At 67.1% G+C, this 25,642-nt stretch carries 23 protein-coding genes and 1 tRNA gene; 12 read left to right on the top strand and 12 right to left on the bottom strand.

From position 1 onward, the window contains the following. Positions 1 to 116: 116 nt before the first annotated feature. Positions 117 to 1,748, bottom strand: a complete 1,632-nt coding sequence (locus F6X53_RS00715; RefSeq protein ID WP_150996186.1) for an ABC1 kinase family protein — start codon at positions 1,746 to 1,748, stop codon at positions 117 to 119. A 211-nt stretch (positions 1,749 to 1,959) separates the two neighbouring features. On the opposite strand from F6X53_RS00715, the gene F6X53_RS00710 reads away from it, so the two are divergent. After that, positions 1,960 to 3,240 carry an O-acetylhomoserine aminocarboxypropyltransferase gene (locus tag F6X53_RS00710; RefSeq protein WP_150996184.1) on the top strand — a complete coding sequence of 427 codons (1,281 nt, stop codon included), beginning with the start codon at positions 1,960 to 1,962 and terminating at the stop codon, positions 3,238 to 3,240. A 78-nt stretch (positions 3,241 to 3,318) separates the two neighbouring features. On the opposite strand, the gene F6X53_RS00705 is transcribed toward F6X53_RS00710, so the two are convergent. The 5 genes from F6X53_RS00705 to F6X53_RS00685 form a co-directional block, all read right to left on the bottom strand. Further along, positions 3,319 to 4,113 (bottom strand): ABC transporter ATP-binding protein, encoded by a 795-nt coding sequence (locus tag F6X53_RS00705; protein ID WP_150996182.1) that lies wholly within the window; start codon positions 4,111 to 4,113, stop codon positions 3,319 to 3,321. Positions 4,114 to 4,127: 14 nt separating this feature from the next. Continuing rightward, the gene (gene ntrB, locus F6X53_RS00700) at positions 4,128 to 5,012 is read right to left on the bottom strand and encodes a nitrate ABC transporter permease (protein WP_150996180.1); all 885 of its coding nucleotides are present in this window, start codon (positions 5,010 to 5,012) and stop codon (positions 4,128 to 4,130) included. Continuing rightward, positions 5,012 to 6,301, bottom strand: coding sequence for a CmpA/NrtA family ABC transporter substrate-binding protein (locus F6X53_RS00695; RefSeq protein ID WP_373875824.1), 1,290 nt, complete (start codon positions 6,299 to 6,301; stop codon positions 5,012 to 5,014). Before F6X53_RS00695 ends, ntrB begins: the two co-directional genes overlap by 1 nt. Before the next feature lie 319 nt (positions 6,302 to 6,620). Continuing rightward, entirely contained in the window at positions 6,621 to 7,163 is a 543-nt protein-coding gene (locus F6X53_RS00690; protein WP_150996178.1) for a cyclase dehydrase, read from the bottom strand. A gap of 13 nt (positions 7,164 to 7,176) precedes the next feature. Next, positions 7,177 to 8,349, bottom strand: a complete 1,173-nt coding sequence (locus F6X53_RS00685; protein ID WP_150996176.1) for a zinc-dependent alcohol dehydrogenase — start codon at positions 8,347 to 8,349, stop codon at positions 7,177 to 7,179. A 201-nt stretch (positions 8,350 to 8,550) separates the two neighbouring features. Here F6X53_RS00685 and F6X53_RS00680 point away from each other — a divergent pair, with 201 nt between their 5' ends. Beyond that, complete coding sequence (locus tag F6X53_RS00680; protein WP_150996173.1) at positions 8,551 to 9,834, top strand: MFS transporter; 1,284 nt, start codon at positions 8,551 to 8,553, stop codon at positions 9,832 to 9,834. Between the two features lie 58 nt (positions 9,835 to 9,892). Here F6X53_RS00680 and F6X53_RS00675 read toward each other — a convergent pair whose 3' ends face one another. After that, positions 9,893 to 11,215 (bottom strand): hypothetical protein, encoded by a 1,323-nt coding sequence (locus F6X53_RS00675; RefSeq protein ID WP_150996171.1) that lies wholly within the window; start codon positions 11,213 to 11,215, stop codon positions 9,893 to 9,895. 230 nt (positions 11,216 to 11,445) lie between these two features. On the opposite strand from F6X53_RS00675, the gene flgB reads away from it, so the two are divergent. The 8 genes from flgB (at position 11,446) to recA (ending at position 18,953) form a co-directional block, all read left to right on the top strand. Then, complete coding sequence (gene flgB / locus F6X53_RS00670; protein ID WP_150996168.1) at positions 11,446 to 11,859, top strand: flagellar basal body rod protein FlgB; 414 nt, start codon at positions 11,446 to 11,448, stop codon at positions 11,857 to 11,859. Between the two features lie 34 nt (positions 11,860 to 11,893). Then, on the top strand, positions 11,894 to 12,301 hold the full coding sequence (flgC, locus tag F6X53_RS00665) for a flagellar basal body rod protein FlgC (protein WP_150996166.1): 408 nt from the start codon (positions 11,894 to 11,896) through the stop codon (positions 12,299 to 12,301). 10 nt (positions 12,302 to 12,311) lie between these two features. Next, positions 12,312 to 12,629, top strand: coding sequence for a flagellar hook-basal body complex protein FliE (gene fliE, locus F6X53_RS00660; protein WP_150996164.1), 318 nt, complete (start codon positions 12,312 to 12,314; stop codon positions 12,627 to 12,629). 86 nt (positions 12,630 to 12,715) lie between these two features. Then, on the top strand, positions 12,716 to 12,982 hold the full coding sequence (gene fliQ / locus F6X53_RS00655) for a flagellar biosynthesis protein FliQ (RefSeq protein WP_150996162.1): 267 nt from the start codon (positions 12,716 to 12,718) through the stop codon (positions 12,980 to 12,982). Between the two features lie 32 nt (positions 12,983 to 13,014). Further along, positions 13,015 to 13,779 carry a flagellar biosynthetic protein FliR gene (gene fliR / locus F6X53_RS00650; RefSeq protein ID WP_150996160.1) on the top strand — a complete coding sequence of 255 codons (765 nt, stop codon included), beginning with the start codon at positions 13,015 to 13,017 and terminating at the stop codon, positions 13,777 to 13,779. Between the two features lie 23 nt (positions 13,780 to 13,802). Next, positions 13,803 to 14,870 carry a flagellar biosynthesis protein FlhB gene (gene flhB, locus F6X53_RS00645; RefSeq protein ID WP_150996158.1) on the top strand — a complete coding sequence of 356 codons (1,068 nt, stop codon included), beginning with the start codon at positions 13,803 to 13,805 and terminating at the stop codon, positions 14,868 to 14,870. Between the two features lie 133 nt (positions 14,871 to 15,003). Further along, on the top strand, positions 15,004 to 17,703 hold the full coding sequence (gene cckA, locus F6X53_RS00640; protein WP_150996156.1) for a cell cycle histidine kinase CckA: 2,700 nt from the start codon (positions 15,004 to 15,006) through the stop codon (positions 17,701 to 17,703). A 146-nt stretch (positions 17,704 to 17,849) separates the two neighbouring features. Further along, complete coding sequence (gene recA, locus F6X53_RS00635) at positions 17,850 to 18,953, top strand: recombinase RecA (RefSeq protein WP_150996154.1); 1,104 nt, start codon at positions 17,850 to 17,852, stop codon at positions 18,951 to 18,953. Positions 18,954 to 19,039: 86 nt separating this feature from the next. Here recA and F6X53_RS00630 read toward each other — a convergent pair whose 3' ends face one another. Continuing rightward, positions 19,040 to 19,456, bottom strand: a complete 417-nt coding sequence (locus tag F6X53_RS00630) for an MAPEG family protein (RefSeq protein ID WP_150996152.1) — start codon at positions 19,454 to 19,456, stop codon at positions 19,040 to 19,042. Between the two features lie 176 nt (positions 19,457 to 19,632). Here F6X53_RS00630 and alaS point away from each other — a divergent pair, with 176 nt between their 5' ends. Beyond that, on the top strand, positions 19,633 to 22,317 hold the full coding sequence (gene alaS / locus F6X53_RS00625) for an alanine--tRNA ligase (RefSeq protein ID WP_150996150.1): 2,685 nt from the start codon (positions 19,633 to 19,635) through the stop codon (positions 22,315 to 22,317). A 43-nt stretch (positions 22,318 to 22,360) separates the two neighbouring features. On the opposite strand, the gene F6X53_RS00620 is transcribed toward alaS, so the two are convergent. Together F6X53_RS00620 and F6X53_RS00615 are read right to left on the bottom strand one after the other, a co-directional pair. Beyond that, positions 22,361 to 22,786, bottom strand: a complete 426-nt coding sequence (locus F6X53_RS00620; protein ID WP_150996148.1) for a DUF2147 domain-containing protein — start codon at positions 22,784 to 22,786, stop codon at positions 22,361 to 22,363. A gap of 163 nt (positions 22,787 to 22,949) precedes the next feature. Next, a complete protein-coding gene (locus tag F6X53_RS00615; protein ID WP_373875822.1) occupies positions 22,950 to 23,579 on the bottom strand; it encodes a hypothetical protein in 630 nt (209 codons plus the stop codon). A gap of 337 nt (positions 23,580 to 23,916) precedes the next feature. Between F6X53_RS00615 and F6X53_RS00610 the strand changes: the two genes are divergently transcribed. Further along, the gene (locus tag F6X53_RS00610; protein WP_150996144.1) at positions 23,917 to 24,636 is read left to right on the top strand and encodes an invasion associated locus B family protein; all 720 of its coding nucleotides are present in this window, start codon (positions 23,917 to 23,919) and stop codon (positions 24,634 to 24,636) included. Positions 24,637 to 24,788: 152 nt separating this feature from the next. On the opposite strand, the gene F6X53_RS00605 is transcribed toward F6X53_RS00610, so the two are convergent. Together F6X53_RS00605 and F6X53_RS00600 are read right to left on the bottom strand one after the other, a co-directional pair. Then, a tRNA-Ala gene (locus F6X53_RS00605) sits at positions 24,789 to 24,864 on the bottom strand. Between the two features lie 213 nt (positions 24,865 to 25,077). Beyond that, the gene (locus tag F6X53_RS00600) at positions 25,078 to 25,464 is read right to left on the bottom strand and encodes a TIGR02300 family protein (RefSeq protein WP_150996142.1); all 387 of its coding nucleotides are present in this window, start codon (positions 25,462 to 25,464) and stop codon (positions 25,078 to 25,080) included. Positions 25,465 to 25,642 lie beyond the last annotated feature (178 nt).

The raw sequence follows: 25,642 nt of genomic DNA, 5'->3' as shown, positions 1-25,642 counted from the left end.
GCGATTCGGTTGTCCCTGCACGGTATCATGCCACGCCAGGGCCGCAAGTAACCGGATCCGAAATACCAGTGTTCAGAATTCCGACGACTTGAGCAAATCTCGCCCGGTAAAATTTCTCATTTGTTACGACCGAGCAGCACCAGCCAACCGACGCCGATCGTGAACACCATCATGCCGATCGTGATAAAGACAGGCGTCCCGAGGTCGATCAGGCGGGGAGCCAGCTGCGTCGCGAAGGCTGCGACCACGAGGGCGACGGCGACGCGGGCGGCCGCGCGCTCGATGCCGCGCGTGACCTTGTCGAGGCCCTTCACCTCGATCTCGACGGTGACGCGTCCTTGCTTCAGCCGCACCAGCATCAGGTGAATCAGGGTCGGCAGCTCGGAGGCGGCGCCGAACAGGCCGACACCGAGGGCTTCGGCCTTGCGCTTGATGCCCTTCAGGGAGAACTGCGTCTGCATCGTCGAGCGCACGGTCGGACCGGCAGCGGCGAAGAGGTCGAAATTCGGATCGAGCTGGCGCATCACCCCGTCGGCCGTGACGAGGCCCTTGAACAGGATGGCGAGGTCCGTCGGCATCGCGAGATCGTTCTCGCGTGCCATGGTCATGAAGTCGGTGAGCACCAGGCCGAGGTTCAGCGGAATCGAGGAATGGCTCTCGACGAAGGCCTGGGCTGAGGCTTCGAGCTTGGTCAGGTCGGGATTGCTGGTGCCCGTCCAGTCGAGAAGCACGGCCATGAGCCCGTCCGCGTCCTGTTTCAGCATCGCGCCGATGAGGACGAGCAGCTGGTTGCGCCGCTTCTGCGAGAGGCGTCCGATGATGCCGAAATCGATGAAGCCGATGCGGTCCCCCGACATCGCCAGCAGGTTGCCGGGATGCGGGTCGGCGTGGAACACGCCCTCGATCAGGGCCATCCGCAGGAAGGCGTCGGTGCCCTTCTGCGCGAGGAGCTTCTTGTCGACGCCCGCGGCCCTCAAGCCCTCCTCGTCGTTCGGCGAGATGCCGTGGATGAATTCCTGAACGAGGACGCGCTCCGAGCACCATTCCCAGAAAATCTTCGGGAAGACGACGTCGTCGCGACCCTCGAAGATCGCCGCGAGCAACTCGCAGTTGCGGGCCTCATTGAGCAGGTCGAGCTCGCCGTTCAGGCCTGCCGCGAGATGGCGCATCTGCTCGCGGGGTTGATAGCGGGCCATGTCGGGCCACTCGGATTCGACGATCCGGGCGCCGTGCGCCATCAGGCGCAGGTCCGCCTCGATGATCTTGCGCAGCCCCGGACGCAGAACCTTGACGACCACCTCCTCGCCCGAATGCAGCCGCGCGCGGTAGACCTGCGCAATCGAGGCGGACGCGATCGGGTTGAGGTCGAACTCGGCGAAGACCTCGTTGGGGGAGGCGCCGAGATCGGTCTCCAGCTGCGGCCGGATCAGCTCCCACGGCACGGGTGAGACCTGGCTGTGCAGCTTCTCCAGCTCCTCGGTCCAGGCCGGGGAAAGCAGGTCGGGCCGGCTCGCCAGCACCTGCCCGAACTTGATGAAGGTCGGCCCCAGCGCCTCGATGGCGCGGCGGAGGCGCTCGGGTTGGGACAGGCGCGTGACATCGACGCGCGGCTTGCGGCGGGGCAGGAGCGGGATGTAGCGCAGACCAAGGCGATCCACGACCTTGTTGACGCCGAAGCCGATGAGGATCGTGGCGATCTCAGACAGGCGCTGACGATCGCGCGCGGCAACGAAGGCGGTTTTCAGCATTGAGCGGTTCGACCCGTAGAGGCGCAGTGAGGCAGCCCAAGCCTGGGGACATCACGCGGTTCAGACTTTTTTAGGGTCGGTCAACCGCAAACGAGCGTACGAAAGCCCGCAAACCGGGCCAGAGCACCGGGCCGCTCCCGCGTCCGATGCCTTGCGCCGCTCTCATGCCCGGGCGTAAACGGCACTGTATGGCCCGCCCGAGGAGACACCGATGACCGACCGCCTGCCCGGCTTCAACACGCTGGCGATCCACGCGGGCGCCGCCCCCGATGCGGCCACGGGCGCGCGCGCAACGCCGATCTACCAGACCACGAGCTTCGTGTTCGACGATGTCGACCATGCCGCCTCGCTGTTCGGGCTCCAGGCTTTCGGCAACATCTATTCGCGGATCACCAACCCCACGAACGCGGTGCTCGAAGAGCGCATCGCCGCCCTCGAGGGTGGAACTGCAGCGGTCGCGGTGGCGTCGGGCCACGCGGCCGAATTCCTGACCATGCATGCCCTGATGCAGCCGGGCGACGAATTCGTGGCGGCCAACAAGCTCTACGGCGGCTCGATCAACCAGTTCAACCATTCCTACAAGAACTTCGGCTGGTCGGTCGTCTGGGCCGATACCGACGACCCGTCCTCGTTCGAGCGGGCGATCACGCCCCGCACCAAGGCGATCTTCTGCGAGTCCATCGCCAATCCTGGCGGCGTCATCACGGACATCGCGGCGATCGCCCAGATCGCCAAGCGCCACAACATCCCGCTCATCGTCGACAACACCATGGCGACGCCGTATCTGATCCGCCCCTTCGAGCATGGGGCCGACATCATCGTGCACTCGGCGACCAAGTTCCTCGGCGGTCACGGCAACTCGATCGGGGGCCTGATCGTCGATGGCGGCAGCTTCAAATGGGCCGGAGACGACCGCTACCCGATGCTGAGCCAGCCACGCCCGGAATATGCCGGCATGGTGCTCTCCGAAACCTTCGGCAATTTCGGCTTCGCTATCGCCTGCCGCGTCCTCGGCCTGCGCGATCTCGGGCCGGCGCTCTCGCCCTTCAACGCCTTCCTGATCCTCAATGGCATCGAGACGCTTCCCCTGCGGATGCAGCGTCATTCGGACAATGCCATGACGGTCGCCACGCACCTGTCGCAGCATCCGGCCGTCGCCTGGGTCAGCTACCCGGGGCTCGAGACCGATCGCTACCACCAGCTCGCGAAGCGCTACACGCCGCACGGGGCCGGTGCCGTCTTCACGTTCGGCCTCAAGGGCGGTTACGAGGCGGGCGTGAAGCTCGTCTCGAACCTGCAATTGTTCTCCCACCTCGCCAATATCGGCGACACGCGTTCCCTCGTGATCCACCCGGCCTCGACCACGCACCGGCAGCTCACGGACGCCCAGAAGACCGCCGCGGGGGCCGGGCCGGAGGTGGTTCGCCTCTCGATCGGCCTGGAGGATCCGGCCGACCTGATCGAGGATCTCGGCGCCGCCCTGACGGCCTGAGCGGCAGCCGGCTCCGCGCCGTCCGAACTCGGTTGGCCCAAGTCTCGCCGGCGCGGATGAGAGCGCGGGGCCCCGGGATCAGGCGGCCAGGGCCGGCCGGGCGTGGCGGGCATAGAGGAATTCCAGCACCTCCGCCCGGCAATGCACGTAGTCCTTGTCCTCGACGAGTTCGAGGCGCTTGCGCGGTCGAGCCATCGGGACGGTCAGGACCTCCCCGATCGTGGCCGAGGGACCGTTCGTCATCATGACGATGCGGTCGGAGAGAAGCACGGCCTCGTCGACGTCGTGCGTGATCATGATGACGGTGTTCTTCAGCCGGACGTGAATATCCATCAGCTGGTCCTGAAGATGGGCGCGCGTGAGCGCGTCGAGCGCCCCAAACGGCTCGTCCATGAGGAGCACCGTCGGCTCCATGGCGAGCGCCCGGGCGATGCCGACGCGCTGCTTCATGCCGCCCGAGATCTCGTTCGGGCGCTTGTCGGCGGCGTGCATCATGTTCACGAGGGCGAGATTGTGCTCGATCCAGGCGCTGCGCTCGGCTCTGGACTTCTTCCTCGCCAGAACCTTGTCGACGGCGAGCGCCACGTTCTCCCGGACCGTCAGCCAGGGCAGGAGCGAGTGGTTCTGGAACACCACCGCCCGTTCCGGGCCCGGGCTCGAGACCTCCCGGCCGTCGAGCAGCACGACTCCGGTCGAGGCCTTAAGGAGACCCGCCACGATGTTGAGCACCGTGGACTTGCCGCAGCCGGAATGCCCGATGATCGAGACAAATTCGCCTTTCGCGATCTTGAGGTCGACGTCGCGCAGGACTTCCGTGGTCCGGCCGGCGCGCGTGAAGCTGATGCCGACCTGGGAGAGATCAAGATGGGCCATGCGAAAGTCCTCCCTCACGCAGCGCTGGTGCCGCGGGTGACGAGGCGTCCGAGCCCTGCCACCAGACGGTCGAGGATGAAGCCGATGACACCCACGTAGACGAGCGCCACGATGATCTCGCTGATATGCGAGGAGTTCCAGGCGTCCCAGATGAAGAAGCCGATGCCGACGCCGCCGATCAGCATCTCGGCCGCCACGATGGCGAGCCAGGACAGGCCGACGCCGATCCGCAGCCCGGTGAAGATGTAGGGCGCGGCGGAGGGCAGCATGATCTTGAAGAAGAACTCGAGCGGGTTCAGGCGCACCACCGCGGCAACGTTGCGATAATCCTGCGGGATGTTCCGGATGCCGACCGCCGTGTTGATGATGATCGGCCAAATCGAGGTGATGAAGATCACGAAGATCGCCGAGGGCTGCCCGTCGCGGAAGGCCGCGAGCGAGAGCGGAAGCCAGGCGAGCGGCGGGATGGTTCGCAGGACCTGAAAGATCGGGTCGAGGCCGCGCATAGCCCATTCGGATTGCCCGACGAGCGTGCCGAGGAGGATGCCGCCGATAGCCGCGAGGGCAAAGCCCAACGCCACGCGCTGGAGGCTCGCCGAGATGTGCCAGAACAGGCCCTTGTCGGTGCCGCCATTGTCGAAGAAGGGATCGACGATGATCGGCCAGGCCTCGCTGACGACGCGCGACGGCGGCGGCAGGCCGGCGCCGGGATGCGAGCAGGCGACCTCCCAGAACAGGAGGAAGCCCGCCAGCACGACCAGCGGCGGCAGGACCATCGCGGCGACCTTGGCGAGGCCCTTGCCCGAGATCCTGGGGAGGCTGCGGGCCTTCACCGGAGCCGCGTCGCGGCCGCCGGTCCCGAGGCTGACCTTCCCGTCGAGGGTGGTGGGAGAGGCCATTATGCAACCCTCTTGATGCCGAGGCTGGCGAGGTAGGCGTTCGGGTCGGCCGGGTCGAAGACCTTGCCGTCGAACAGGGTCTCCTTTCCGCGCGACGTGGATGTCGGGATGGCGGACACCCCGAGGGTTTTGGCCGCGTCGCGCCACAGATCCTCGCGATTGACCTTGGCGATCAGCGCCTTGGTGTCCGTCATCGGGTCGAACTTGCCCCAGCGGATATCCTCGGTGAGGAACCAGAGGTCATGCGACTGGTACGGGTACGAGGCGTTGTCGGCCCAGTACTTCATGATGTGGGGGCTGTTCTCGGCCTTGCGTCCGTCGCCGTAATCGAAGTTGCCCTTCATGCGCTCGACCACGTCGCCGACCGAGACGTTGATCCACTGGCGCTTGGCGACGATCCCGGCGAGTTCGTCCCGGTTCTCAGGCTTGTCGCACCATTGCTGCGCTTCCATGACGGCCATCAGTAGGGCCTTGGAGGCATTCGGGTACTTGTCGACGAAGGAGGCCCGCATCGCGAATGCCTTCTCCGGATGGTCCTTCCAGAGCTCGCCGGTGGTCAGGGCCGTGTAGCCGATGCCCTGGCTGATGAGCTGCGCGTTCCACGGTTCGCAGACGCAGAAGCAGTCCATCGTGCCGACCTTCATGTTTGCCACCATCTGGGGCGGCGGCACCACGATGGTCTCGATGTCCTTGTCGGGATCGATGCCGCCGGCCGCGAGCCAGTAGCGGATCCAGAGATCGTGGGTGCCGCCCGGGAAGGTCATGGCGGCCTTCACGGCCTTGCCGGAGGCCTTCTTCTTCTCCAGGGCCGCCTTGAAGGGCTTGGCGTCTAGGGCGACCTTGTCGCCCATGTGCTCCCTGGCCACGGAGATGCACTGGCCGGCGAGATTGAGCCGGGCCATGATGTACATCGGGATGGGCACGTTGTTCTGCGTGACCCGGCCGGCGCTGATCAGGTAGGGCATCGGCGTCAGGATATGGGCGCCGTCGATGCCGTTGCCCTCGGAACCGAGCACGAGGTTGTCGCGGGTAGTGCCCCAGGACGCCTGCTTGAGCACCTCGACGTCGGGCATGCCGTACTTGGCGAAGATGCCTTTCTCCTTCGCGACGAAGAGGGGAGCCGCATCCGTGAGTGCGATGAAGCCGAGCTTGGCGCCCTTCACCTCCGGCCCGGCCCCTTGCGCGAAAGCGCCTCCCGGCAGGGCCAGCCGCGCGGCGGCCGTCAGCGACAGGGCGGCAGCGGCGCCCTTGAGGAGGCTTCGCCGAGTCTTGAGCTCACCGTTCTGCATCGACACCTGTATCCTGCTCTCGATCGCCGGCCCCCGCAGCGCCCTCGCGGCGCGCGAACGCATGACCCTGCTGTCCGCGGCTCGCGCGGGACGACAGGTCGGTTCAGCGCCATTGCTGGTGGAGGCTGCCCGTCGCCATTGATGGGCGTCCGGAAGCCAGCAGGAAATGTGCCAATCCTCGCGAGCCCGCGCGCCTCAGCAGAGATTGCCGAGAACGCGAAAGCGCGCCCGAAGGCGCGCTTGCCAGGTTCGATGCTGCTGCGCACAAAACTTGTGCGCCCTGCTCATGAATCAGCGGTGGAGCGTCCCGCTCCCGGCCTCAGCCCGCGAAGGGACGAAGCAGATCGGTGGTGCGGAAGCCCTTCGGCACCGCGAAATCGCGCGCGGCTCCCCGGGCGCTCTCGAGGCCTCTCGGGTAGCCGCTGCGATCCTGGTAATCGGCGAGCGGCCGCAACGGCTTGCGCGTCTCCCGGCTGAGGGTGTCGGCGCAAATGATGTCGATGGCCGTCACACCCGCCACCGCCGCGATTGCGATGAGCAGGTTGTCCATCTGCCGGTTCCGGTTGTTGAGGCCCGAGGCCAGCGTGGCGAGGTCGAGGGCGTCGCCGGCGACCCGACCCCAGATCCACGGCGTCGGATCGTCGGATGCTAGGATCCCGAGGCCCGTGCCGATCTCGCGCACGCCGTAGGCGCGGATCAGGTCTTCCTGGCCTGTCAGGCCGAGGCCCCGCGCGAGGCTCTTGCCAGCCAGGAGTTCGGTAATTCCGAGACCGATCGAGAACCAGCCGAGGCCGCGCGCGAGCGTGTCGGTGGCCTCGTCCGGATGGCCGCGTCGGCGGGATTGAGGTCCTTCGTAGCGCATCGCTTCGTCTCCCTCAGGGCCGGATCACGACTTTGATGCAGCCATCCTTCTTGTCGCGGAAGGTCTTGTACATCTCCGGACCCTGTTCCAGGCCGATCCGGTGCGTGATGACGAAGGACGGATCGATCTGGCCGTCGTCGATTCGCTTCACGAGATCGTCGGTCCAGCGGTTCACGTGGGTCTGGCCTGTGCGGATCGTCAGACCCTTGTTCATCACGGCGCCGAACGGGATCTTGTCGATGAGCCCGCCATAGACGCCCGGAATCGAGAGGGTTCCGGCCGGGCGACAGACGTAGATCATCTCCCGCAAGACATGCGGTCGGTCGCTCTCCAGCATCACCGCCTGCTTTGCTCGGTCATACATCGAGTCGAGGGTGGCCGTGGCATGCGCCTCCATGCCCACGGAATCGATGCACTTCTCGGGTCCCTTGCCGGCCGTGAGTTCATTCAGCCGCGCGATCACGCTCTCCTCGGCGAAGTTGATGGTGATGGCTCCGCCCGCGCGCGCCATCTCGAGGCGCTCGGGCACCCGATCGATGCACACCACCTGCTTGGCTCCGAGCAGGACCGCGGAGCGGATCGCCATCTGTCCGACCGGGCCGGCGCCCCAGATCGCGACCGTGTCGGTCGGCTCGATCTCGCATTGCACCGCCGCCTGCCAGCCTGTCGGCAGGATGTCGCTCAGGAACAAGACCTGCTCGTCGGTGAGAGATTCGGGCACCTTGATGTGCGTCTTGTCGGCAAACGGCACGCGCAGATACTCGGCCTGTCCGCCCGCGTAGCCTCCCGTGAGGTGCGTGTAGCCGAACAGGCCCGCGGTTGTGTGGCCGAAAGCCTTCGCGGCCAGGTGCTTGTTGCGGTTTGAGCGTTCGCAGACCGAGAAGAAGCCGCGCTTACACTGATCGCACTCGCCGCAGATGATCGTGAACGGCACGACGATCCGGTCGCCCTTCTTGAGCGCGCCGTTGATGCCGCGGCCGACCTCGACCACCTCGCCCATGGATTCATGCCCCATGATATCGCCGGACTTCATTCCCGGCATGAAGTGATCATAGAGGTGAAGATCGGAACCGCAGATGGCGCAGGCAGTGACCTTGATGATCGCATCGCGCTCATGCTCGATCTGCGGATCAGGAACGGTGTCGCAGCGAATATCCTGCGTTCCGTGCCAGACCAGTGCTCGCATAATCGCTTCTCCCAGCGCCGCATCCTGAGGGCGTCCTTCAACGAACCCGCGAAAATTGCTGTGGTTTCCAACAAATATCGCGATTTACATAGGTTAAAGATGCGGCCGGTTTCAGCGCGCCGTCGCGCTCCGAGATGGGTGTGCAATCGGCCCGCGCTGCTCTAACAGGGCGCGCCATCCTGAAGGGACGAATGTTCGACCATGCGTGAGATTCCAGCACCCGGCGGTCCGTCCGCGCGACGTATCCTGGTGGCGAGCTTCGTCGGGACGGCGATCGAATTCTACGATTTCTACGTCTACGCAACCGCCGCCGCGCTGGTGATCGGGCCGATCTTCTTTCCGCCGGGCGAGCCCGGCATCCAGCTCCTCAGCGCCTTCGCGACCTTCGCGATCGCCTTCGTGGCCCGGCCCATCGGGGCCGCCCTGTTCGGGCATTTCGGCGACAGGATCGGGCGCAAGGCGACCCTCGTCGCCTCGCTGATGATCATGGGCATCTCGACCGTTTTGATCGGATGCCTGCCCTCCTACGCCATGGCAGGCTGGATCGCTCCGGCGGCGCTCTGCCTGCTGAGGTTCGGGCAGGGCCTCGGCTTCGGCGGGGAATGGGGCGGCGCCGCGCTCCTGGCTGTCGAGAACGCACCGCCGGACCGGCGCGCATGGTACGGAATCTTCCCGCAGCTCGGAGCGCCCGTCGGCTTCATCTCGGCCAATCTCTGCTTCCTCGCCCTCAGTCTCGGGCTCGACGCCGAGAGTTTCCAGGCCTGGGGCTGGCGACTGCCCTTCCTCGCCTCGGCGGGTCTCGTCGGCGTCGGGCTCTATGTCCGCCTCAAGCTGACCGAGACGCCGCTGTTCAAGGCGGCGCTCGCCCGCGAGGCACCGGAGCGTGTGCCGCTTGCCACGATTCTGACCCGCCACGGGCGCGCCACGCTCCTCGGAACCCTCGCGATGGTGGCGTGCTACGCGGTGTTCTACCTCTCGACCGTCTTCGCCCTCGGCTACGGTACGACGACCCTCGGCTATTCCCGCCCGACCTTCCTGTTGTTCGAATGCATCGCCGTCTGCTTCATGGCACTCGGGATCCCACTCTCGGGGGCCGCCGCCGACCGGTTCGGGCGCCGCCCCGTCCTGCTCTCGGGGCTCGCCGCGACGATCGCGCTCGGCTTTCTGCTCGGGCCGATGCTCGGAAGCGGGCAGGCCGCCCTCGTCCTCGGCTTTCTCTGCCTCGGGCTCCTGGCCATGGGCTGGTTGTTCGGGCCGATGGGAGCACTGCTGCCCGAGCTGTTTCCGACGCGGGTGCGGTATACCGGCGCCTCCGTCACCTACAACCTCGCGGGGATTCTCGGGGCGTCAGGCGCGCCCTACCTGGCGCAGCGCCTGGTTGATTGGGGCGGCATCGCGTGGGTCGGTGCGTATCTCGGCATCGCGGCCGCGATCAGTTTCCTCGCCGTGTACCTGATGCCGGAGACGGCGCGGCGCGGTGTGTGACGGCCCACCCTCTCCGACAATCCTGAGAGGCCCCCGCGCGGCCCCGTGGGCTGCAGGCTCAGTTCTTCTTGTCGAGGGGCCGGCCCAGCAGGCGCGCGAACTCGGCCTCGATTTCCTCCACCGAGAAGGGGTTGGGTGCCTGGGCGGGCTTCGTCCCGCCCGCGGGCGCCTCTGGCGGAGGGGCTGCCGCCTTCGCCGGTGCCGGGGGAGGCGTGGCCGGTTGCGGTGCGGCGGGCTTGATCGAAGGCGCGGCGGGCGCCGGGGCAGACGGCTTCGGGGCCGCGGTGACCGGAGGCTGCGGCAGGACGGGCTTCGCAGTGGGTGCCGGCCCCGGTCCAGTTTCAAGCTCCCGCCCCGGATCGACCGGCTGCACGGCCGATGTCCGGTCGAGCGAGATCTCGGATTCGGTGCTCGGCGTCGAAGCCGCCATCGCGGCCGCGATCGGATCGGTTCCGGCTCTCGCGTCCGGGCGCTGCGCCTCCGGCGGGGCCGAATTCGGTGCGGGCGTCGGCGCGGGCGCCGGCATCGGCCGCGCCAGCCCGGGGGGCGGCGTTACCGCGGAGGCGGGGCGGGACAGCGCGATCTCGAGCTGCCGCGCCATGTCGGACAGGATTCCGGCATCTACGGCGCGCGGCTCCACGGGGGCGATCACGGGCGCGGGGGGAGGCGGAGCCGGCTTGGCGACCGGCGCGGCCGGCGATTCCGCGAAGGACGGCTCGCTGCGTGCCCGCTCGGAGGCAACGTCGGGGCGCGGATTGATCAGGGGCGGAGTGGTCCGGCTCAGCGGACGCTTCGGGGGCGAGTCTCCCCGCCGCGGCGGCTCGGGCAGATCTCCGCCCGCCTCGTTCAGCGGCTCCGGGCCGAGCGCGGCCTCGTCGAGGGGATGCGTCATGGGCGGAGGCGCGTTCGAGCCCGGCACGGAGGCCGGCACCACCAGGGGCATCGCGAAATCCGGCTCGTACCGGGTCTGCTCGCTCCGGCGCGCCTCGATCTCGACGCGCTCGGACATCTCCTCGGGAAGGGACCCGGAAACGGATTCGGGAAGCATTTCGGGGCGCAGGATCGGGTCGGCGCCACCGCGCAGGCCACGCTGGATGTGGCGCTCAATGACGACATCGTTCGGTCCGCCGACGAGGAGCAGGTGCTCGACATTGTCGCGCCGCAGGAGAATGAGCTGTCGCTGCCGGTCGAGCTCGTACACGTCGACGATGCCGAGACGCGGCTGCCGACCGCGCTGCGTGCTCTTGGCCGCGAGGGAGAGGCCCCGCCCCGAGAAACGGCGCGCGATGAGCACGATCGCCGTCAAGACGGCGAGAATGATGAGGAAGATGATGGCGAACTGGAGGACGAAGGAGCCATCCGAGCCGAAGAACGCTGACAAGGCGGAAGTCTCTCGCTTTTCTGAAGGCCGCTTGGCCCGGCCCGACGCGGACCCTGAATATCACGGTCGGACACCGACCGCGCAATCAACCCTAAGAATTCGTTAACAGCATAACCGCGCTGCCGTCCTGGCGCGCAGAAACCTTAACTCGACGTTAACCATGAGGCCGGCAGATTTTGCCGACCGAGCGGAACTGTTCCGGCGGATAGTCGAACTGGGGCGCGAGCGCCGTGGCCGTCACCGACCTGCCGATCCTCAGCATGCTGCGGACCAAGATGCAGTGGCATCAGGCCCGCCAGAAGCTGATCGCCGAGAACGTGGCCAATGCCGACATGCCGGGCTTCAGGCCGCGCGACCTCACGCAGCCGCAGTTCAACAGCGCCACCGGCGAGATCGCGCAGGGAAGCGGAGGCGTCTCCCTTGCCCTGACGAGCAGCTCGCATATCGCGACGGCGGCCGGGGGCGACGGCATCGGTGCCGACCCGCGTCGGGTCAAGAGCTTCGAGGTCAGCCCCAGCGGGAACGCGGTCAATCTCGAGGAGGAGATGCTGAAGGCCGGCGACAACCAGTCGGATTACCAGCTTGCCGCGTCGCTCTACCAGAAAAGCCTCGACGCTCTGAAGATCGCGGTCGGCAAGCGCTGATCCGGACCCAATCTGAGCCGCCGGAGACCGCACCATGGACTTCCTGAAATCGCTGAGCATCGCCGCCTCGGGGCTGAAGGCTCAATCCGGTCGCATGCGCATTATCGCCGAGAACATTGCCAACGCCGATTCCGTCGCCACCACCCCGAACGGCGAGCCCTATCGCCGCAAGATTCCGACATTCACGCAGCATATCGACCGCGAGACCGGCGCGAGCCTCGTCGAGGCGGGCCGCGTCCGCCGCGACCCGACAGCCTTCCGCACGAAATTCGATCCTGGCAATCCCGCGGCAGACGCGAAGGGCGAGGTGCGGCTGCCCAACGTGAATTCCCTGATCGAGAACATGGACATGCGCGAGGCTCAGCGCTCCTACGAGGCGAACCTCAACATGGTCACGACGACGCGCCGGATGATCTCCCGCACCCTCGAAATCCTGAAATAGCGGTCGCGCCGTGGCATCGAGCAATTTCGCGGCCGGGGCCTACGCCGCCGTCCAGAACATCGGCGGCCTGAAGGGTACGCCGAAGGTCCAGCCGACGCAGGGCGCGGCGGGGAACAACTTTCAGTCGCTTCTCAGCTCGGCCCTCGATTCCGTTGGAGAGACCGGGCGGAACGCGGACGCGCAGGCCCTGTCCGTCGCCGCTGGCAAAGCCAACGTGGTCGACGTCGTGACAGCGGTCGCCGAGAGCGAGACCGCTCTCCAGACCCTCGTGGCCGTGCGCGATCGCATGATCTCGGCCTACGAGGAGATCATGAGGATGCAGATTTAAACCCGGCCCGATTGAGCGGCTTCGCCACGCTCGGCGACCGGCCGCGTCGACCCGCAGCCCAACCTCTCTTGAGACCTGAAGAGCCCATGACCGGCCTTGCCATCCTCGACGTCGCGCGCGACGGCATCTTCGTCTTCCTGAAGGTCGCCGGCCCGCTGATGATCGTCGCCCTCGTCGTCGGCCTCCTGGTCTCGCTCGTCCAGGCACTGACCCAGATCCAGGAACAGACCCTGATCTACGTGCCGAAGATCGTGGCGGTCTTCGCCGCGCTGCTGCTGATGCTGCCCTTCATGGGGGACGCGCTGGCCGGCTACATGACCCGTATCGCCGCCCGCATCGTGGCGGGAGGCTGAGACGGCGGAATTCGGCCCTGCTATGAAGCCGCATGAACCTCCTCCTGCCGGGCGTCGCGGCGGCTTACCTGCTCACCTTCGCGCGGGTCGGCACGCTCATCATGCTGATGCCGGGCGTCGGCGAGCAGCTCGTCTCGGCGCGCCTTCGCCTTGCCTTCGCGCTCCTGGTCTCGCTCGTCCTGTTCCCGATGGTTCGACCGCTCCTGCCGCTTCAGAACGGCTCGCTTGCCGGGCCCGGGCTGATCGCGCTGCTGTTCGGGGAGACGCTGGTCGGGTTGGTGCTTGGGCTGACCGTCCGGATGGTGCTCGCCGCGCTCCAGACCGCGGGCCTGATCATCTCGCAGCAGCTGGGCCTCTCCTATGCCATGACGGTCGACCCGACGATGGGAGGCCAGCAGGCGGCGCTCGGCAATTTCCTGACGCTGCTCGGCGTCACCCTGATCCTCGCTGCCGACCTGCATCATCTCGCCCTCGACGCGATCGGCCGGAGCTACGCCGTGCTGCCGCCGAATGCGGTGCCGGGATTGGGCGAGGCCGCCATGCTGGCCGTCAAGGCGATCGGGCGCGGCTTCACCCTCGCCGTGCAGATCTCCTCGCCCTTCATCGCCTTCGGCATCCTGTTCAATCTCGGCCTCGGCGTGCTCTCGCGTCTGATGCCGCAATTGCAGGTGTTCTTCGTCGCCGTGCCGGCCTCGATCCTCATCGGCATGCTGATCCTGTTCGGCTCGCTCGGCGTGATGTTGGGCGTGTTCCTGGACGATCTCGGGCGTTACCTCGCCGAGTTCACCGGCCGCTGAGCCTGGTCGGAAAGGCTTGAACCGTGGCGGAGGGGACTGAGCAGGAAGACAAAACAGAAGAGCCGACCCAGCGACGCATCGATCAGGCAATCGAGCGCGGCGAGGTCGCCAACAGCATCGAGATCAACACCTTCTTCGCCCTCGCGGCCTTCACGCTGGCGCTGGTCCTCGCGTCGGGTTCGATCGCGAGCGGACTGTTCACTGACATGCGCGGCTTCCTGATGAATGCGCATGCGGTCCCGTCCGACCCCCACGCTTACGCGGGGATCGCGAGCCGCTCGCTCCTGATCTGGGCGCAGGCGCTCGCGATCCCGACCGGGCTCGTCGTGGTGGCGGCCCTTGCCGCCGGCTTCCTGCAGCATCCACTCGTCTTCACCACCGAGACACTCGGATTCAAGTTCGAGCGGGTCTCACCCATGGCCGGGATCAAGCGCATCTTCGGGATCGAGGCGTTGGTCCAGTTCGCCAAGGGCCTCGCCAAGATGGCGGTGGTGGGTGTCGTCGTCGGGACTATCCTGTGGAGCGACCGCGACCGCCTCGAAGTGTTCGCCCGGCTGTCTCCCGCCGCATGCCTGCCCGCGATCCTGGGCATCGCCCTCAAGATGATGGGGGGCGTCCTCGCCATCTACCTCGTGATCACGCTCGCGGACGCGCTCTACCAGCGTTTCCGCTGGCGCCAGCGCCTTCGCATGTCGAAGGAGGAGCTGAAGCAGGAGATGAAGGAGAGCGACGGCAATCCCGAGGTGAAGGGCCGGATGCGCCAACTCCGCGCCGCCCGCGTGAAGAAGCGCATGATGGCGGCGATTCCGGGCGCCACCGTCGTGGTCACGAACCCGACGCACTATGCGGTGGTTCTGCGCTACGAGCCCGGCATGGCTGCCCCGGTCTGCGTGGCCAAGGGCGTCGATTCGCTCGCCCTGCGCATCCGCGCCGTCGCGGCGGAGCACGACGTGCCCGTCCTGGAAAATCCGCCGCTCGCCCGCGCCCTGCACGCTACTGTTGAGATCGACGACGAGATTCCAGCCGAGCATTATCGGGCGGTCGCCGAGGTGATCGGTTTCGTGATGCGGCTGCGCCAACGGGCGGCGTGAGGGCGTGCGTCCTAAAAAGCCACGGTTTGTCCACCTTCTTTCGCGAGACTTTTCTAAGACTTCCCGAGACAATCCGCTTGCTGCGCGAGCGGGCCCGGGGATAACCGATGCCCGTGCGGCTGGATGGGGCCCGATGGCTGAGTTGAGTGGACCTACGGCACCGGTTTCGGGCTCGATCGACCGGTCCGAGCGGCCGGGCCGTGTCGGCTTGCTCCTCGTTCTGGCGGGGCTCCTCGTCGGCGCCGCGATCGGCCTGTCCTTCGTCGCCAACGAGCAGGCACAATCCCTGATCGTCTGGCTCTTGGCGCTGCTCGCGATGGCGGGCGTGTTCTTCCTGTTCGCCCTCGCGATCGGGGCGATCCAGCTCAGCGGGCAGGGGGCTCGCGACGACATCACCAAGAGCATCGTCGATGCCGCGCCGGAGGCCACAACCGTAGTGGAGGAGGGCGGCCGGCTGATTTACGCCAACGAGGCGTATCTGCGGATCGCGGGGGGGGACAGCTTCTCCAACCTGCGCTCGGTCGAGCGCATCTTCGTCGGGTCGCCGGAGGTGTCGGAAGCGATCTACCGTCTCGCCCAGGCTGCGCGCGACGGGCGCAGCCACATCGAGGAAATCCGCATGGCGCCGCCCCCGAGCGGGACGGCGGAGCGCGAATTTGCCTGGTTCCGCATCTCCGTGAGAGCCCTCAGCCGACCGCGTCGCGGCGCGGCTCTGTGGACCGTCAGCGACATCACCCACGAGCGCGAGCGGCAGGAGAACGTCTTCCAGGAGTTGCAGCACGCGATCGACTACCTCGATCACGCGCCGGCGGGCTTCCTGTCGATCGATCCCGCCGGGACCATCGTCTACATGAACGCGACGCTGGCCTCATGGCTCGGCTACGATCTCGCGACGGTGGGCCCCGGCGGCCCGCACCTGTCCGAGATCGCCCCCGGCGCCGACATGCTGACGAGCACGGTCGGCCTGCCCGGAGAGGTTCGCACGGACCGGTTCGACCTCGATCTGCGTCGGCGAAACGGCCACTCGCTGCCCGCGCGGCTCTATCATCGCATCGCCTTCGGCAAGGACGGCAAGCCCGGCTCCTCGCGGACCTTCGTGATCAACCGCTCGGCCGGCGCCGAATTCGACGAACCGCAGCGCGCGGCCGAAGTGCGCCTCGCGCGCTTCCTGAACAACTCGCCGATCGCGATCGCGACCCTCGACCGTTCCGGCCACATCGCCCGGGCCAACACCTCCTTTGCCCGCCTGTTCGGCGCGATGCCGCGCCAGGCGATCGAGGACAGCACCGGCGAGGCGGGCGCCGAGCCGACCATGAGCGAGACGGTGATCGAGCGGGACCGCGCGGCGCTCGAAGCCTCTCTCGCGCGCGCCGCGAGCGGCCTCGGCGATGTCGAGCCGATCGAGGTCTCACTGAAGGGCAACGGCAACCGCTCGGCCCGGGTCTGGCTCAGCCCCGCCGGCGGCGAGGGGCCGGCCTCCGAGACCGCATCCGACGAGGCCGACCGCGAATGCGTGATCCTCTACGCCCTCGACACCACGGCGCAGCGCCAGCTCGAGCAGCAGGTCGCGCAGACGCAGAAGATGGACACCGTCGGCCAGCTCGCCGGCGGCATCGCGCACGACTTCAACAACGTCCTCCAGGCGATCATCGGCTATTCCGACCTGCTCCTCGCGAGTCACAAACCGACGGATCCCGCCTTCCAGGACATCATGCAGATCAAGCAGAACGCGAATCGGGCGGCGGGCCTCGTGCGCCAGCTTCTCGCGTTCTCGCGCCGCCAGACCCTGCGCCCCGAGGTCATGAACGTCGGTGAGGCCCTGTCCGAGCTGACGCTCCTGCTCAAACGCCTGCTCGGAGAGCGGGTGGACCTCGAACTCAAGCACGGGCGCGACATCTGGCCGGTCAAGGCCGACGTGAATCAGTTCGAGCAGGTGATCGTCAATCTCGCGGTCAATGCCCGGGATGCCATGCCGGAGGGCGGTCGCCTGTTGATCCGGACCGCGAATGTGCCGGCAACGAACGAGGATTCGGAAGGACGCGTCGGTGCGCCGGCCGGCGACCATGTCCTGATCGAGGTCCTCGACACCGGCGAGGGCATCCCGCCCGAGCTGATGGAGAAGATCTTCGAGCCCTTCTTCACCACCAAGGATATCGGCAAGGGCACGGGTCTCGGCCTGTCCACGGTCTTCGGCATCGTCAAGCAGAGCGGAGGCACCGTCGACGTGCGCTCGACGGTCGGCGAGGGCACAGCCTTCCGGATCTACCTGCCGCGCCACGAGCCCGCCGCCGAGCCGGAGGCCGATGCCGTCCCGACTTTGCCGCCGGCAACGATGCCGCGGCTCGCCGGCAAGTCCGGTGAGGTCTCCCCGCCCGAGGGCGCATTGTCCACCGCCGGCGCGGACAGCGCCGACGCCGCGAAGGCCAATTCGCCGGAGCCCCGCAAGCCCTCGGCCGACCATACGGGACAGGGCACGATCCTGCTCGTCGAGGACGAGGACCCCGTCCGGGCCGTCAACAGTCGCGCGCTCTCGGCTCGCGGATATACCGTGCTGGAGGCCGCCTCCGGCCTCGAAGCCCTGCGCATCGTCGGGGAGGGCGCCCACGAGATCGATCTCGTCGTCTCGGACGTGGTAATGCCGGAGATGGACGGGCCGACCCTGCTGCGGGAGATCCGCAAGCACCGGCCTGACCTGAAGGTGATCTTCGTCTCGGGCTACGCGGAGGACGCGTTCCGCAAGAACCTTCCCGAGGGAGAGGCCTTCAATTTCCTGCCGAAGCCCTTCAGCCTGAAGCAGCTCGTCGAGACGGTGAAGCGCACGATGGCGTCCTGACGCCATCGTGCGATCCGCTCCGAACCGGTGGAAGAGCGCACGAGAACGGCGTGTCTCCCCTTGTCGAATGAGAACAAAACAAGTACATAAATGACATCCGGGGCGCATTGAGAACGGCGCCTTTCCCCTGCATAAGGATGCCGACCATGGCCCGCGATACGGCCCAATCTGCCTTGAGAGTTGTGGATACGCCCAGCATGGACAAGGACAAGTCTAAGGCGATCGATGCCGCCCTCTCTCAGATCGAGCGTGCCTTCGGCAAGGGCTCGATCATGCGGCTCGGCAAGAGCGACAAGGTGGCCGAGGTCGAGACGGTTTCGACCGGATCCCTGGGTCTCGACATCGCCCTCGGCGTCGGCGGTCTGCCACGCGGTCGCGTGATCGAGATCTACGGACCGGAATCCTCGGGCAAGACCACGCTCGCGCTGCACACCATCGCGGAAGCCCAGAAGAAGGGCGGCGTCTGCGCCTTCGTGGATGCAGAGCACGCCCTCGATCCGATCTACGCACGCAAGCTCGGCGTCAATCTCGACGACCTTCTGATCTCGCAGCCCGATACGGGCGAGCAGGCGCTCGAGATCACCGACACCCTCGTGCGCTCGGGTGCGATCGACGTGCTGGTGGTCGATTCTGTGGCGGCGCTCACGCCTCGGGCCGAGATCGAGGGTGAGATGGGCGATTCGCAGCCCGGCCTTCAGGCCCGGCTGATGAGCCAGGCCCTGCGCAAGCTGACGGGTTCGATCTCGCGCTCGAAGTGCATGGTGATCTTCATCAACCAGATCCGGATGAAGATCGGCGTCATGTACGGCTCGCCCGAGACAACTACTGGTGGCAACGCCCTGAAGTTCTACGCCTCGGTCCGCCTCGATATCCGCCGGATCTCCACCCTCAAGGATCGTGACGAGGCCATCGGCAACCAGGTCCGCGTCAAGGTGGTGAAGAACAAGGTCGCGCCGCCCTTCAAGCAGGTCGAGTTCGACATCATGTTCGGTGAGGGCGTCTCGAAGGTGGGCGAGCTTGTCGATCTCGGCGTGAAGGCCGGTATCGTCGAGAAATCCGGCGCCTGGTTCTCGCATGCGAGCCAGCGCCTCGGACAGGGTCGGGAGAACGCCAAGGGCTTTCTGCGCGACAACCCCGAGATCGCCAACAAGATCGAGGCGGCGATCCGCCAGAATTCCGGCCTCGTCGCCGAGCGGATCCTCGAGACCGCGCAGCCGACCGACGACGACCTGGATGAGGGTGAGGCCTGATCGCTTCAGCGAGGCTCGGTCCCTGACGAAGCCCGCCGCGGGAAACCGCGGCGGGCTTCGTCGTTTCGGGTGACGGGCGCTGGGGCTCAGCTGCCGTAGGGCAGGATCTTGATGAACAGCCCCCAGAATACGAGCAGGATGCCGACGATCGAGACACCCCAGACCAGGGTGCGCACCCGGGGTACCCCGAGACCGTAGACCGGAAGGTAGGCGAGGCGTCCGAAGAAATAGAGATAGGCACCCATCACCACCGCGGTGTTGTGCCGGCCCGATGCCACGCAGGCGAGGACGAGGGCGGCGAAGATCGGGAAGGTCTCGAAGAAGTTCTTCGACGCTTTCTCCAGGCGGGCCGCGGGCCCCGAGACGTCCGGGGAGGGCCCCTCGCGGTTGCTGGCCGCCCAGTTGAAGCCGCCCCGCTGCTGCAATCCGCTCGCCGAGGCCGCGATGATATGGATGAGCCCGAGCAGGCAGGACCAGGCGAGGAGACGAACTTCAACCGGCATGTCGGGCAACCTCAGGGAATCAGGGATCGAACGGATTCGTACCTAGCCCGCCTTGCTGCCGCGATGAAGTGAGCCGTGACTTACGCCGCGCCGAACCGTATGAGGGCGGATAACGCGGTCAGGCTTCCGACGGAGGCCCGGACCGCCAAGTCCAGGCCAAGACAGAGTCAATTTCGATGAGCGGCGTCAACGAGATCCGGTCGACCTTTCTCGACTACTTCGCCAAGGCGGGCCACTCCGTTCAGCCGTCGTCCTCGCTCGTGCCGAAGAACGACCCGACATTGATGTTCACGAACGCCGGAATGGTGCAGTTCAAGAACGTCTTCACGGGCGTCGAGAAGCGGCCCTACACCAGGGCGACCACGGCGCAGAAATGCGTCCGCGCCGGCGGCAAGCACAACGACCTCGACAATGTCGGGTACACCGCGCGCCATCACACCTTCTTCGAGATGCTCGGGAATTTCTCGTTCGGCGACTATTTCAAGGCCGAAGCGATCGAGCTCGCCTGGAACCTGATCACCCGCGAATTCGGCCTGTCGAAGGACCGGCTCCTCGTGACCGTCTACGCCGACGACGATGAGGCCGCCGGCCTCTGGCGCAAGATCGCGGGCTTCCAGGACGACAAGATCATCCGCATCGGCACCTCGGATAATTTCTGGCAGATGGGCGATACCGGCCCCTGCGGCCCGTGCTCGGAGATCTTCATCGATCAGGGTCCGGCCCTTCAGGGCGGCCCGCCCGGCTCGCCCGAGGAGGACGGCGATCGGTTCCTGGAATTCTGGAACCTCGTCTTCATGCAATACGAGCAGATCGAGCCGGGCAACCGCCTCGCCCTGCCGCGCCCGTCGATCGACACCGGCATGGGTCTGGAGCGCATCGCCGCGATCCTGCAGGGCGTGACGAGCAATTACGACACCGACCTGTTCCGGACGCTGATCGACGCGGTCAGCCACGCGGTCGGTCGCGCGCCGGAACCTGGCAACGTCGCGTCCTATCGGGTCATTGCCGACCACCTGCGGGCCGCTGCCTTCCTGGTTGCCGACGGGGTACTCCCGGGCAACGAGGGGCGGGGCTACGTTCTGCGCCGGATCATGCGCCGCGCCATGCGGCACGCGGAGCTTCTCGGGTCGCGTGATCCGATGATGTTCCGGCTCGTGCCGACGCTGGTGCGCGAGATGGGGCAGGCCTACCCCGAACTGATGCGGGCCGAGAGCCTGATCGGCGAGACCCTGCGCCTCGAGGAGACCCGTTTCCGCCGTACCTTGGAGCGCGGCCTCGCGATCCTCGACACCGAGAGCCGCGACCTCAAGGCCGGGCAGAATCTCTCGGGCGAGACCGCCTTCACACTCTACGACACCTATGGCTTCCCCCTCGATCTGACCCAGGACGCCCTGAAGAGCCGCGGCATCGGCGTCGACACGGCGGCATTCGGGCAGGCGATGGAGCGCCAGCGGCAGGCCGCGCGCGCAGCCTGGTCCGGCTCCGGCGAGGCCGCCACCGAGACTGTCTGGTTCTCCGTGAAGGAACGCATCGGCGCGACGGAATTCCTCGGCTACGAAACCGAGCAGGCCGAGGGCATCGTCACCGCGCTCCTGCGCGAGGGAAGCGAGGTCGAGGCGATCGCGGCCGGAGAGACGGGACTCGTCCTCGTCAATCAGACGCCGTTCTACGCCGAATCGGGCGGCCAGGTCGGCGATACCGGGGCGATCCTCGCCGGCGGCCTCAGGGCACAGGTGAAGGCCACGGTGAAGAAGCTCGGCGATCTTTTCGTGCATCACGTCACCGTGGCGGAGGGGCGCCTCACCATCGGCCAAGCGGTCGATCTGCAGGTCGATCATGTCCGTCGCAGCGCGATCCGTGCGAACCACTCGGCGACCCACCTGCTGCACGAGGCGCTGCGGCAGGTACTCGGTGCCCACGTGGCGCAGAAGGGCTCGCTGGTCTCGCCGGACCGGCTCCGCTTCGACTTCAGCCATCCAAAGCCCATGGATGAGTCCGAGATCCGCGCCGTCGAGGACATCGCCAACGCGGTCCTCCTGCAGAACGCGCCGGTCGTCACCAAGCTCATGGCGGTGGACGAGGCCATCGAGTCGGGCGCCCGCGCCCTGTTCGGTGAGAAGTACGGGGATGAGGTCCGGGTCGTTTCGATGGGTCGGCCCGTCGACAATGCAGGGTCCGAGCTCCGGGAGGGTCGTCTGCCGAACTTCTCGATCGAGCTCTGTGGCGGCACCCATGCGGACCGAACCGGTGATATCGGGGTCATCTCGGTCGTCGGCGAGAGCGCGGTCGGCGCGGGCGTCCGTCGCATCGAGGCGATGACGGCCAATGCCGCCCGCCGCCACAGGGCCGAGGAGAGCCGCACGCTCGGTGCTCTGGCGGGGCTCCTCAAGGCGCCGGTCACCGACGCGCCGGAGCGCCTCACCACCCTGCTGGAGGATCGCCGACGGCTCGAGCGCGAATTGGCCGAGGCCCGCAAGAAGCTCGCGATGGGCGGCGGATCGGGCACCCAGGAAGAGGCGGCGCGCGAGGTCAACGGCGTGAAGCTGATGGCCCGTGTCGTCGAGGGCGTCGAGATGCGCGACCTCAAGAGCCTCGCCGACGAGGGCAAGACACGCCTCGGGTCCGGGATCGTCGCCATCGTGGGCGTCGCCGCGGACGGCAAGGCCGGTCTCGTGGTCGGGGTCACCGAGGATCTCACCGAGCGCTACGACGCGGTCGGGCTCGTCCGGGCCGGCGCCGGGTATCTCGGCGGCAAGGGCGGTGGCGGACGCCGTGACATGGCCCAGGCCGGCGGCCCAAACGGGGCCGGGGCGGAGGCCGCGTTGGCGGCGATCGTGGATGCGCTGGCGGCGGCAGCGTGATGCAAGGGGCGGCGCTGCTCAGGCGCCGCCGGTCAGGCAGTCCTCAGTTCACGCGCTTCCAGGTCTGGCGCTTGCAGAACACGCTCAGGACGCAGCCCGCCACCTCGATGGTGGAAGGCCCTGTCAGCTTGAGCGAGCCCGAATAGGTCTTCCCGTCCTTCGGGTTGTAGAGGGATCCCTCGAAGCCGTCGGCGGTGGCCCTGGTGGCATTCACGATCTGGACGCCGACCACGCTGCGCGTGCGCAGCGCCGGGTCCGGGTTGTTCTGGTCGAGGCCTTTGCCCGAGGTGCTGACGATCGTGCCGCAGAAGCCTGCGCCGCAGCGGGCCAGGCGCACCTTCGAATCACCCGTCTCGGTCAGCCAGACTCCGCTCGGGTCACCACCCTTCTGCGCGAGGACGGCGCTGCCGGTCGCGACGGCGCCGAGGAGTGCGGCCGCCAAGCACAGTCGTGCGCGAAATGTCGTCATGAAGAAGCCCCTCCCGTCCGTGTCCGTACGGACATGGTTCCGGTTGGTTTAGCGGCTCCGGTTCGGCTTCGGCAAGCGGGCGGAACGCGCTTCAGCGCCTGCGCGTCGCCAGATCCCGATGCAATTTTCGCAAGACTGGTACGGCGCCGGAGCAGTCGTCCGCTCAGCGCCTGCCCTGGGCGAGCACGGCGCCCGTATAGGTCTCGGCCACCTCACAGAACGGCACGCCATCGCCCGTCGAGAGCACGGCCTCGACCGAGAACAGCGCGTCACCCGGATTGGGCATTTGGCCGTCCCCGGGCTGCCAGATCATCCGCAGGCCGAGATTGCTGCGCGTCGGCCTCAGCGGACGCACCACGCGCCCGAATGGCATCTCGGTGGTGTCGAGCGCCGCGTTCATCTCCGGCGTCAAGCGGGAGGGCACGTACCAGTTATCCGCCTCCGAGAGCACGTGAGCGCCGCAGGTCAGGCGAACCCGCCGATAGCGGACGGGCTCGTCCGCGGCGAGGCCGAGGCGCTGGCGCTGCAGTGCGCTCAAGGGCTTGTCCGCACCGGCGACGCGGCGCGCCACCAGGCGCGGGTCGTCGGCAAGGCCCCGCTCGGCGCACCACGCCTCCAGGACGGCCGTGGCGCTGGGGCCTGCCAGCAGGCGTGCGCGCAAGGTCTCGATCACTCTAGCCGTCTCGGCTCTCGCTGACTCGCCCTGGTGCACGACCGCAGGAGCTTCGGCATGGGCGGACAGTACCGGCAGAAGCATTGCTGTCACAACTCGGACGAGGAAAGCCCTTCGCATGGGAGCACCTGCGCGGTCCATGATGCATCGCGATATAAGGTGTCCGCCGGAACGTCCATGGCGTTCACGCGCCGAGCGTCGTGCTCTCCTCGATCAGTCCGGACGACGATCGTGCTGCCGGGCGCCCCGCTCGGACCTGTCATGCCTTCGCCGCATTCGGCGGGAAAGCAACCCGCCCTGCGGTCGGAGCGGTGCCGCGAGGGCGGCAAACGCCGCGTGCGGTCCAGGAACCGGCAGATCCGGGGCATTACGGCCCATCCGCCGGAGCGCGTCGGCGGTCGTCCGCGTCGCCAGAGCTTCTCCCATACGTTCGGTCCAGTCGAAGGGGTCAGTGTCAATGTTCTCCGGTAGAAGCCACGCGGGCACGCTGCTCGTCACCCTCGCCGCAGGAGCCCTCGCGGCCGGCTCGGCTCTGGCCGAGCCAACGGACAAGCCGGCGGCAGATATCCCGGCCGCCCGGCCTCAGACCGGCCCCATCACCATCGCGGTCAAGGCCGATCCGAAGCAGCCGGCCTGGGTGAAAGTCTGCAACAAGGAGCCGAGCAACGGCAGCGACATCTGCAACGTCACCCGTGATTTCGTCACGGCGAGCGGGCAGCCGCTGCTCGCCATCGCGGTCTTCGCCACGAAGGACCCTCAGGCCAAGCGCGACGTCTACGCGCTCCGGTTCCTGATGCCTCTCGGCATGCAGGTGCAGCCGGGCGTCCGCTTCAACATCGACAGCCAGCAGGGCAACACGGGCAAATTTTCGACCTGCAACACGGTCGGTTGCTTCGCGGACGCGACCGGCTTCCACGGCGACTACATCGAGTCGATGAAGAAGGGCACCGAGCTGCGCATCCAGGCGCAGAACCAGACGCAGCGCGAGGTCACCTTCGTGGTCCCGCTCGCGGGCTTCGGGAAGGGCTTCGACGGCCCCGCCCTGGACCCGAAAGTGCTCGCCGATCAGGCGAAGAAGATCGATGCGGAGATCGATCAGCGCGATGAGGATCTCCGCAAGAAATCCGAGGCCGAGGGCACGGCTGCAACGGCCGGCGACGGTGCCCCGAAGCCCTGAGAGCGCATCAACGCCGCGTCCGGGATCCTTCGCGGTCTCGGACGCGCCGAGCCGACGGGCTCTCGGTAAAACGCAAAAACCGCGCTCAGCCCGGCATCCTACGGGATCGCGGTCGAATCGCGCTTAAACGGCTTTGATGGGAAAGAGTGGGATGGTGGAGCCTAACGGGATCGAACCGATGACCTCTTCCATGCCATGGAAGCGCTCTCCCAGCTGAGCTAAGGCCCCACTCTATCCACCGCGGCGGCTGGTGCATCCGCGGAGTTCGTCTCGCCGTCGGTCTCGATGTCCGTCGGCGAGGCCGGTTCTATAGGCGGGCCTCGGCCCGGACTCAACCCTTTTTTCGCCGGCTCGGAGAGTTTTCTGGTCCTCTCCGAGAGGGGGCGGGATCCTGCCCCGACGTCGCGTCGGCAGCGATGTCGCCGTCAGAGCGCGGTCGGTTCAGCTTTCCTCGTCGTTCTCGATGTCGCCGTCGATCAGGTCGGAGACATCGTCGTCACCCGCGTCCTCCTCCTCGAGGAAGGTGTCGTCGTCGCCGTCGGTCGACTCGGCATCGGAATCCGTATCGTCCTCTGTCGTGGTGTCGGCTTCGTCCTCGGCCGCCTCGACCTCATCGAGCGAGACCATCTCGGGGCCGCCCTTCTCTTCCGTCTCGTCCTCTTCATCCGAAGCGCGGGCGGCGAGGGCGGGGGCGGCAACACGGCTCGTCGCGGCGGCCTGGTAGACCGTGCCGCATTTCGGGCAGGTCGCCGGGTCGCGATCGAGATCGTAGAATTTCGCGCCGCAGCTCATGCATTGACGCTTCAAGCCGAGTTCCGGTCTGGCCACGGGCGAAAACCTCTAAGGTGGGGGTCTGGGAGAGGGGCCCCGTTAGTCAAGGCGCGCGCTTGTGTCAAATAGCTTGGAATTTCCGCGACACACCATCGGTTTCGCAGGGTTTTTACAAGGCCCCGAGCGGTCGAACGCGCACCCGCCGGATGACGGGAGACCGCGCCCGTGATAACCG

The organism is Methylobacterium soli (assembly GCF_008806385.1).
Classification (GTDB): Bacteria; Pseudomonadota; Alphaproteobacteria; order Rhizobiales; family Beijerinckiaceae; genus Methylobacterium; species Methylobacterium soli.
This window is presented reverse-complemented; position numbering and strand designations above follow the sequence as displayed.

Bases quoted from the DNA above. Each gene is read 5' to 3' on its own strand.
- F6X53_RS00615 (WP_373875822.1), bottom strand. From the start codon at position 23,579: ATGCGAAGGGCTTTCCTCGTCCGAGTTGTGACAGCAATGCTTCTGCCG.
- F6X53_RS00715 (WP_150996186.1), bottom strand. From the start codon at position 1,748: ATGCTGAAAACCGCCTTCGTTGCCGCGCGCGATCGTCAGCGCCTGTCT.
- F6X53_RS00685 (WP_150996176.1), bottom strand. From the start codon at position 8,349: ATGCGAGCACTGGTCTGGCACGGAACGCAGGATATTCGCTGCGACACC.
- F6X53_RS00610 (WP_150996144.1), top strand. From the start codon at position 23,917: ATGTTCTCCGGTAGAAGCCACGCGGGCACGCTGCTCGTCACCCTCGCC.
- flgC (WP_150996166.1), top strand. From the start codon at position 11,894: ATGGACTTCCTGAAATCGCTGAGCATCGCCGCCTCGGGGCTGAAGGCT.
- F6X53_RS00695 (WP_373875824.1), bottom strand. From the start codon at position 6,301: ATGCAGAACGGTGAGCTCAAGACTCGGCGAAGCCTCCTCAAGGGCGCC.
- ntrB (WP_150996180.1), bottom strand. From the start codon at position 5,012: ATGGCCTCTCCCACCACCCTCGACGGGAAGGTCAGCCTCGGGACCGGC.
- F6X53_RS00690 (WP_150996178.1), bottom strand. From the start codon at position 7,163: ATGCGCTACGAAGGACCTCAATCCCGCCGACGCGGCCATCCGGACGAG.
- F6X53_RS00680 (WP_150996173.1), top strand. From the start codon at position 8,551: ATGCGTGAGATTCCAGCACCCGGCGGTCCGTCCGCGCGACGTATCCTG.
- fliR (WP_150996160.1), top strand. From the start codon at position 13,015: ATGAACCTCCTCCTGCCGGGCGTCGCGGCGGCTTACCTGCTCACCTTC.
- F6X53_RS00630 (WP_150996152.1), bottom strand. From the start codon at position 19,456: ATGCCGGTTGAAGTTCGTCTCCTCGCCTGGTCCTGCCTGCTCGGGCTC.
- fliQ (WP_150996162.1), top strand. From the start codon at position 12,716: ATGACCGGCCTTGCCATCCTCGACGTCGCGCGCGACGGCATCTTCGTC.
- F6X53_RS00620 (WP_150996148.1), bottom strand. From the start codon at position 22,786: ATGACGACATTTCGCGCACGACTGTGCTTGGCGGCCGCACTCCTCGGC.
- recA (WP_150996154.1), top strand. From the start codon at position 17,850: ATGGCCCGCGATACGGCCCAATCTGCCTTGAGAGTTGTGGATACGCCC.
- F6X53_RS00710 (WP_150996184.1), top strand. From the start codon at position 1,960: ATGACCGACCGCCTGCCCGGCTTCAACACGCTGGCGATCCACGCGGGC.
- cckA (WP_150996156.1), top strand. From the start codon at position 15,004: ATGGCTGAGTTGAGTGGACCTACGGCACCGGTTTCGGGCTCGATCGAC.
- F6X53_RS00705 (WP_150996182.1), bottom strand. From the start codon at position 4,113: ATGGCCCATCTTGATCTCTCCCAGGTCGGCATCAGCTTCACGCGCGCC.
- alaS (WP_150996150.1), top strand. From the start codon at position 19,633: ATGAGCGGCGTCAACGAGATCCGGTCGACCTTTCTCGACTACTTCGCC.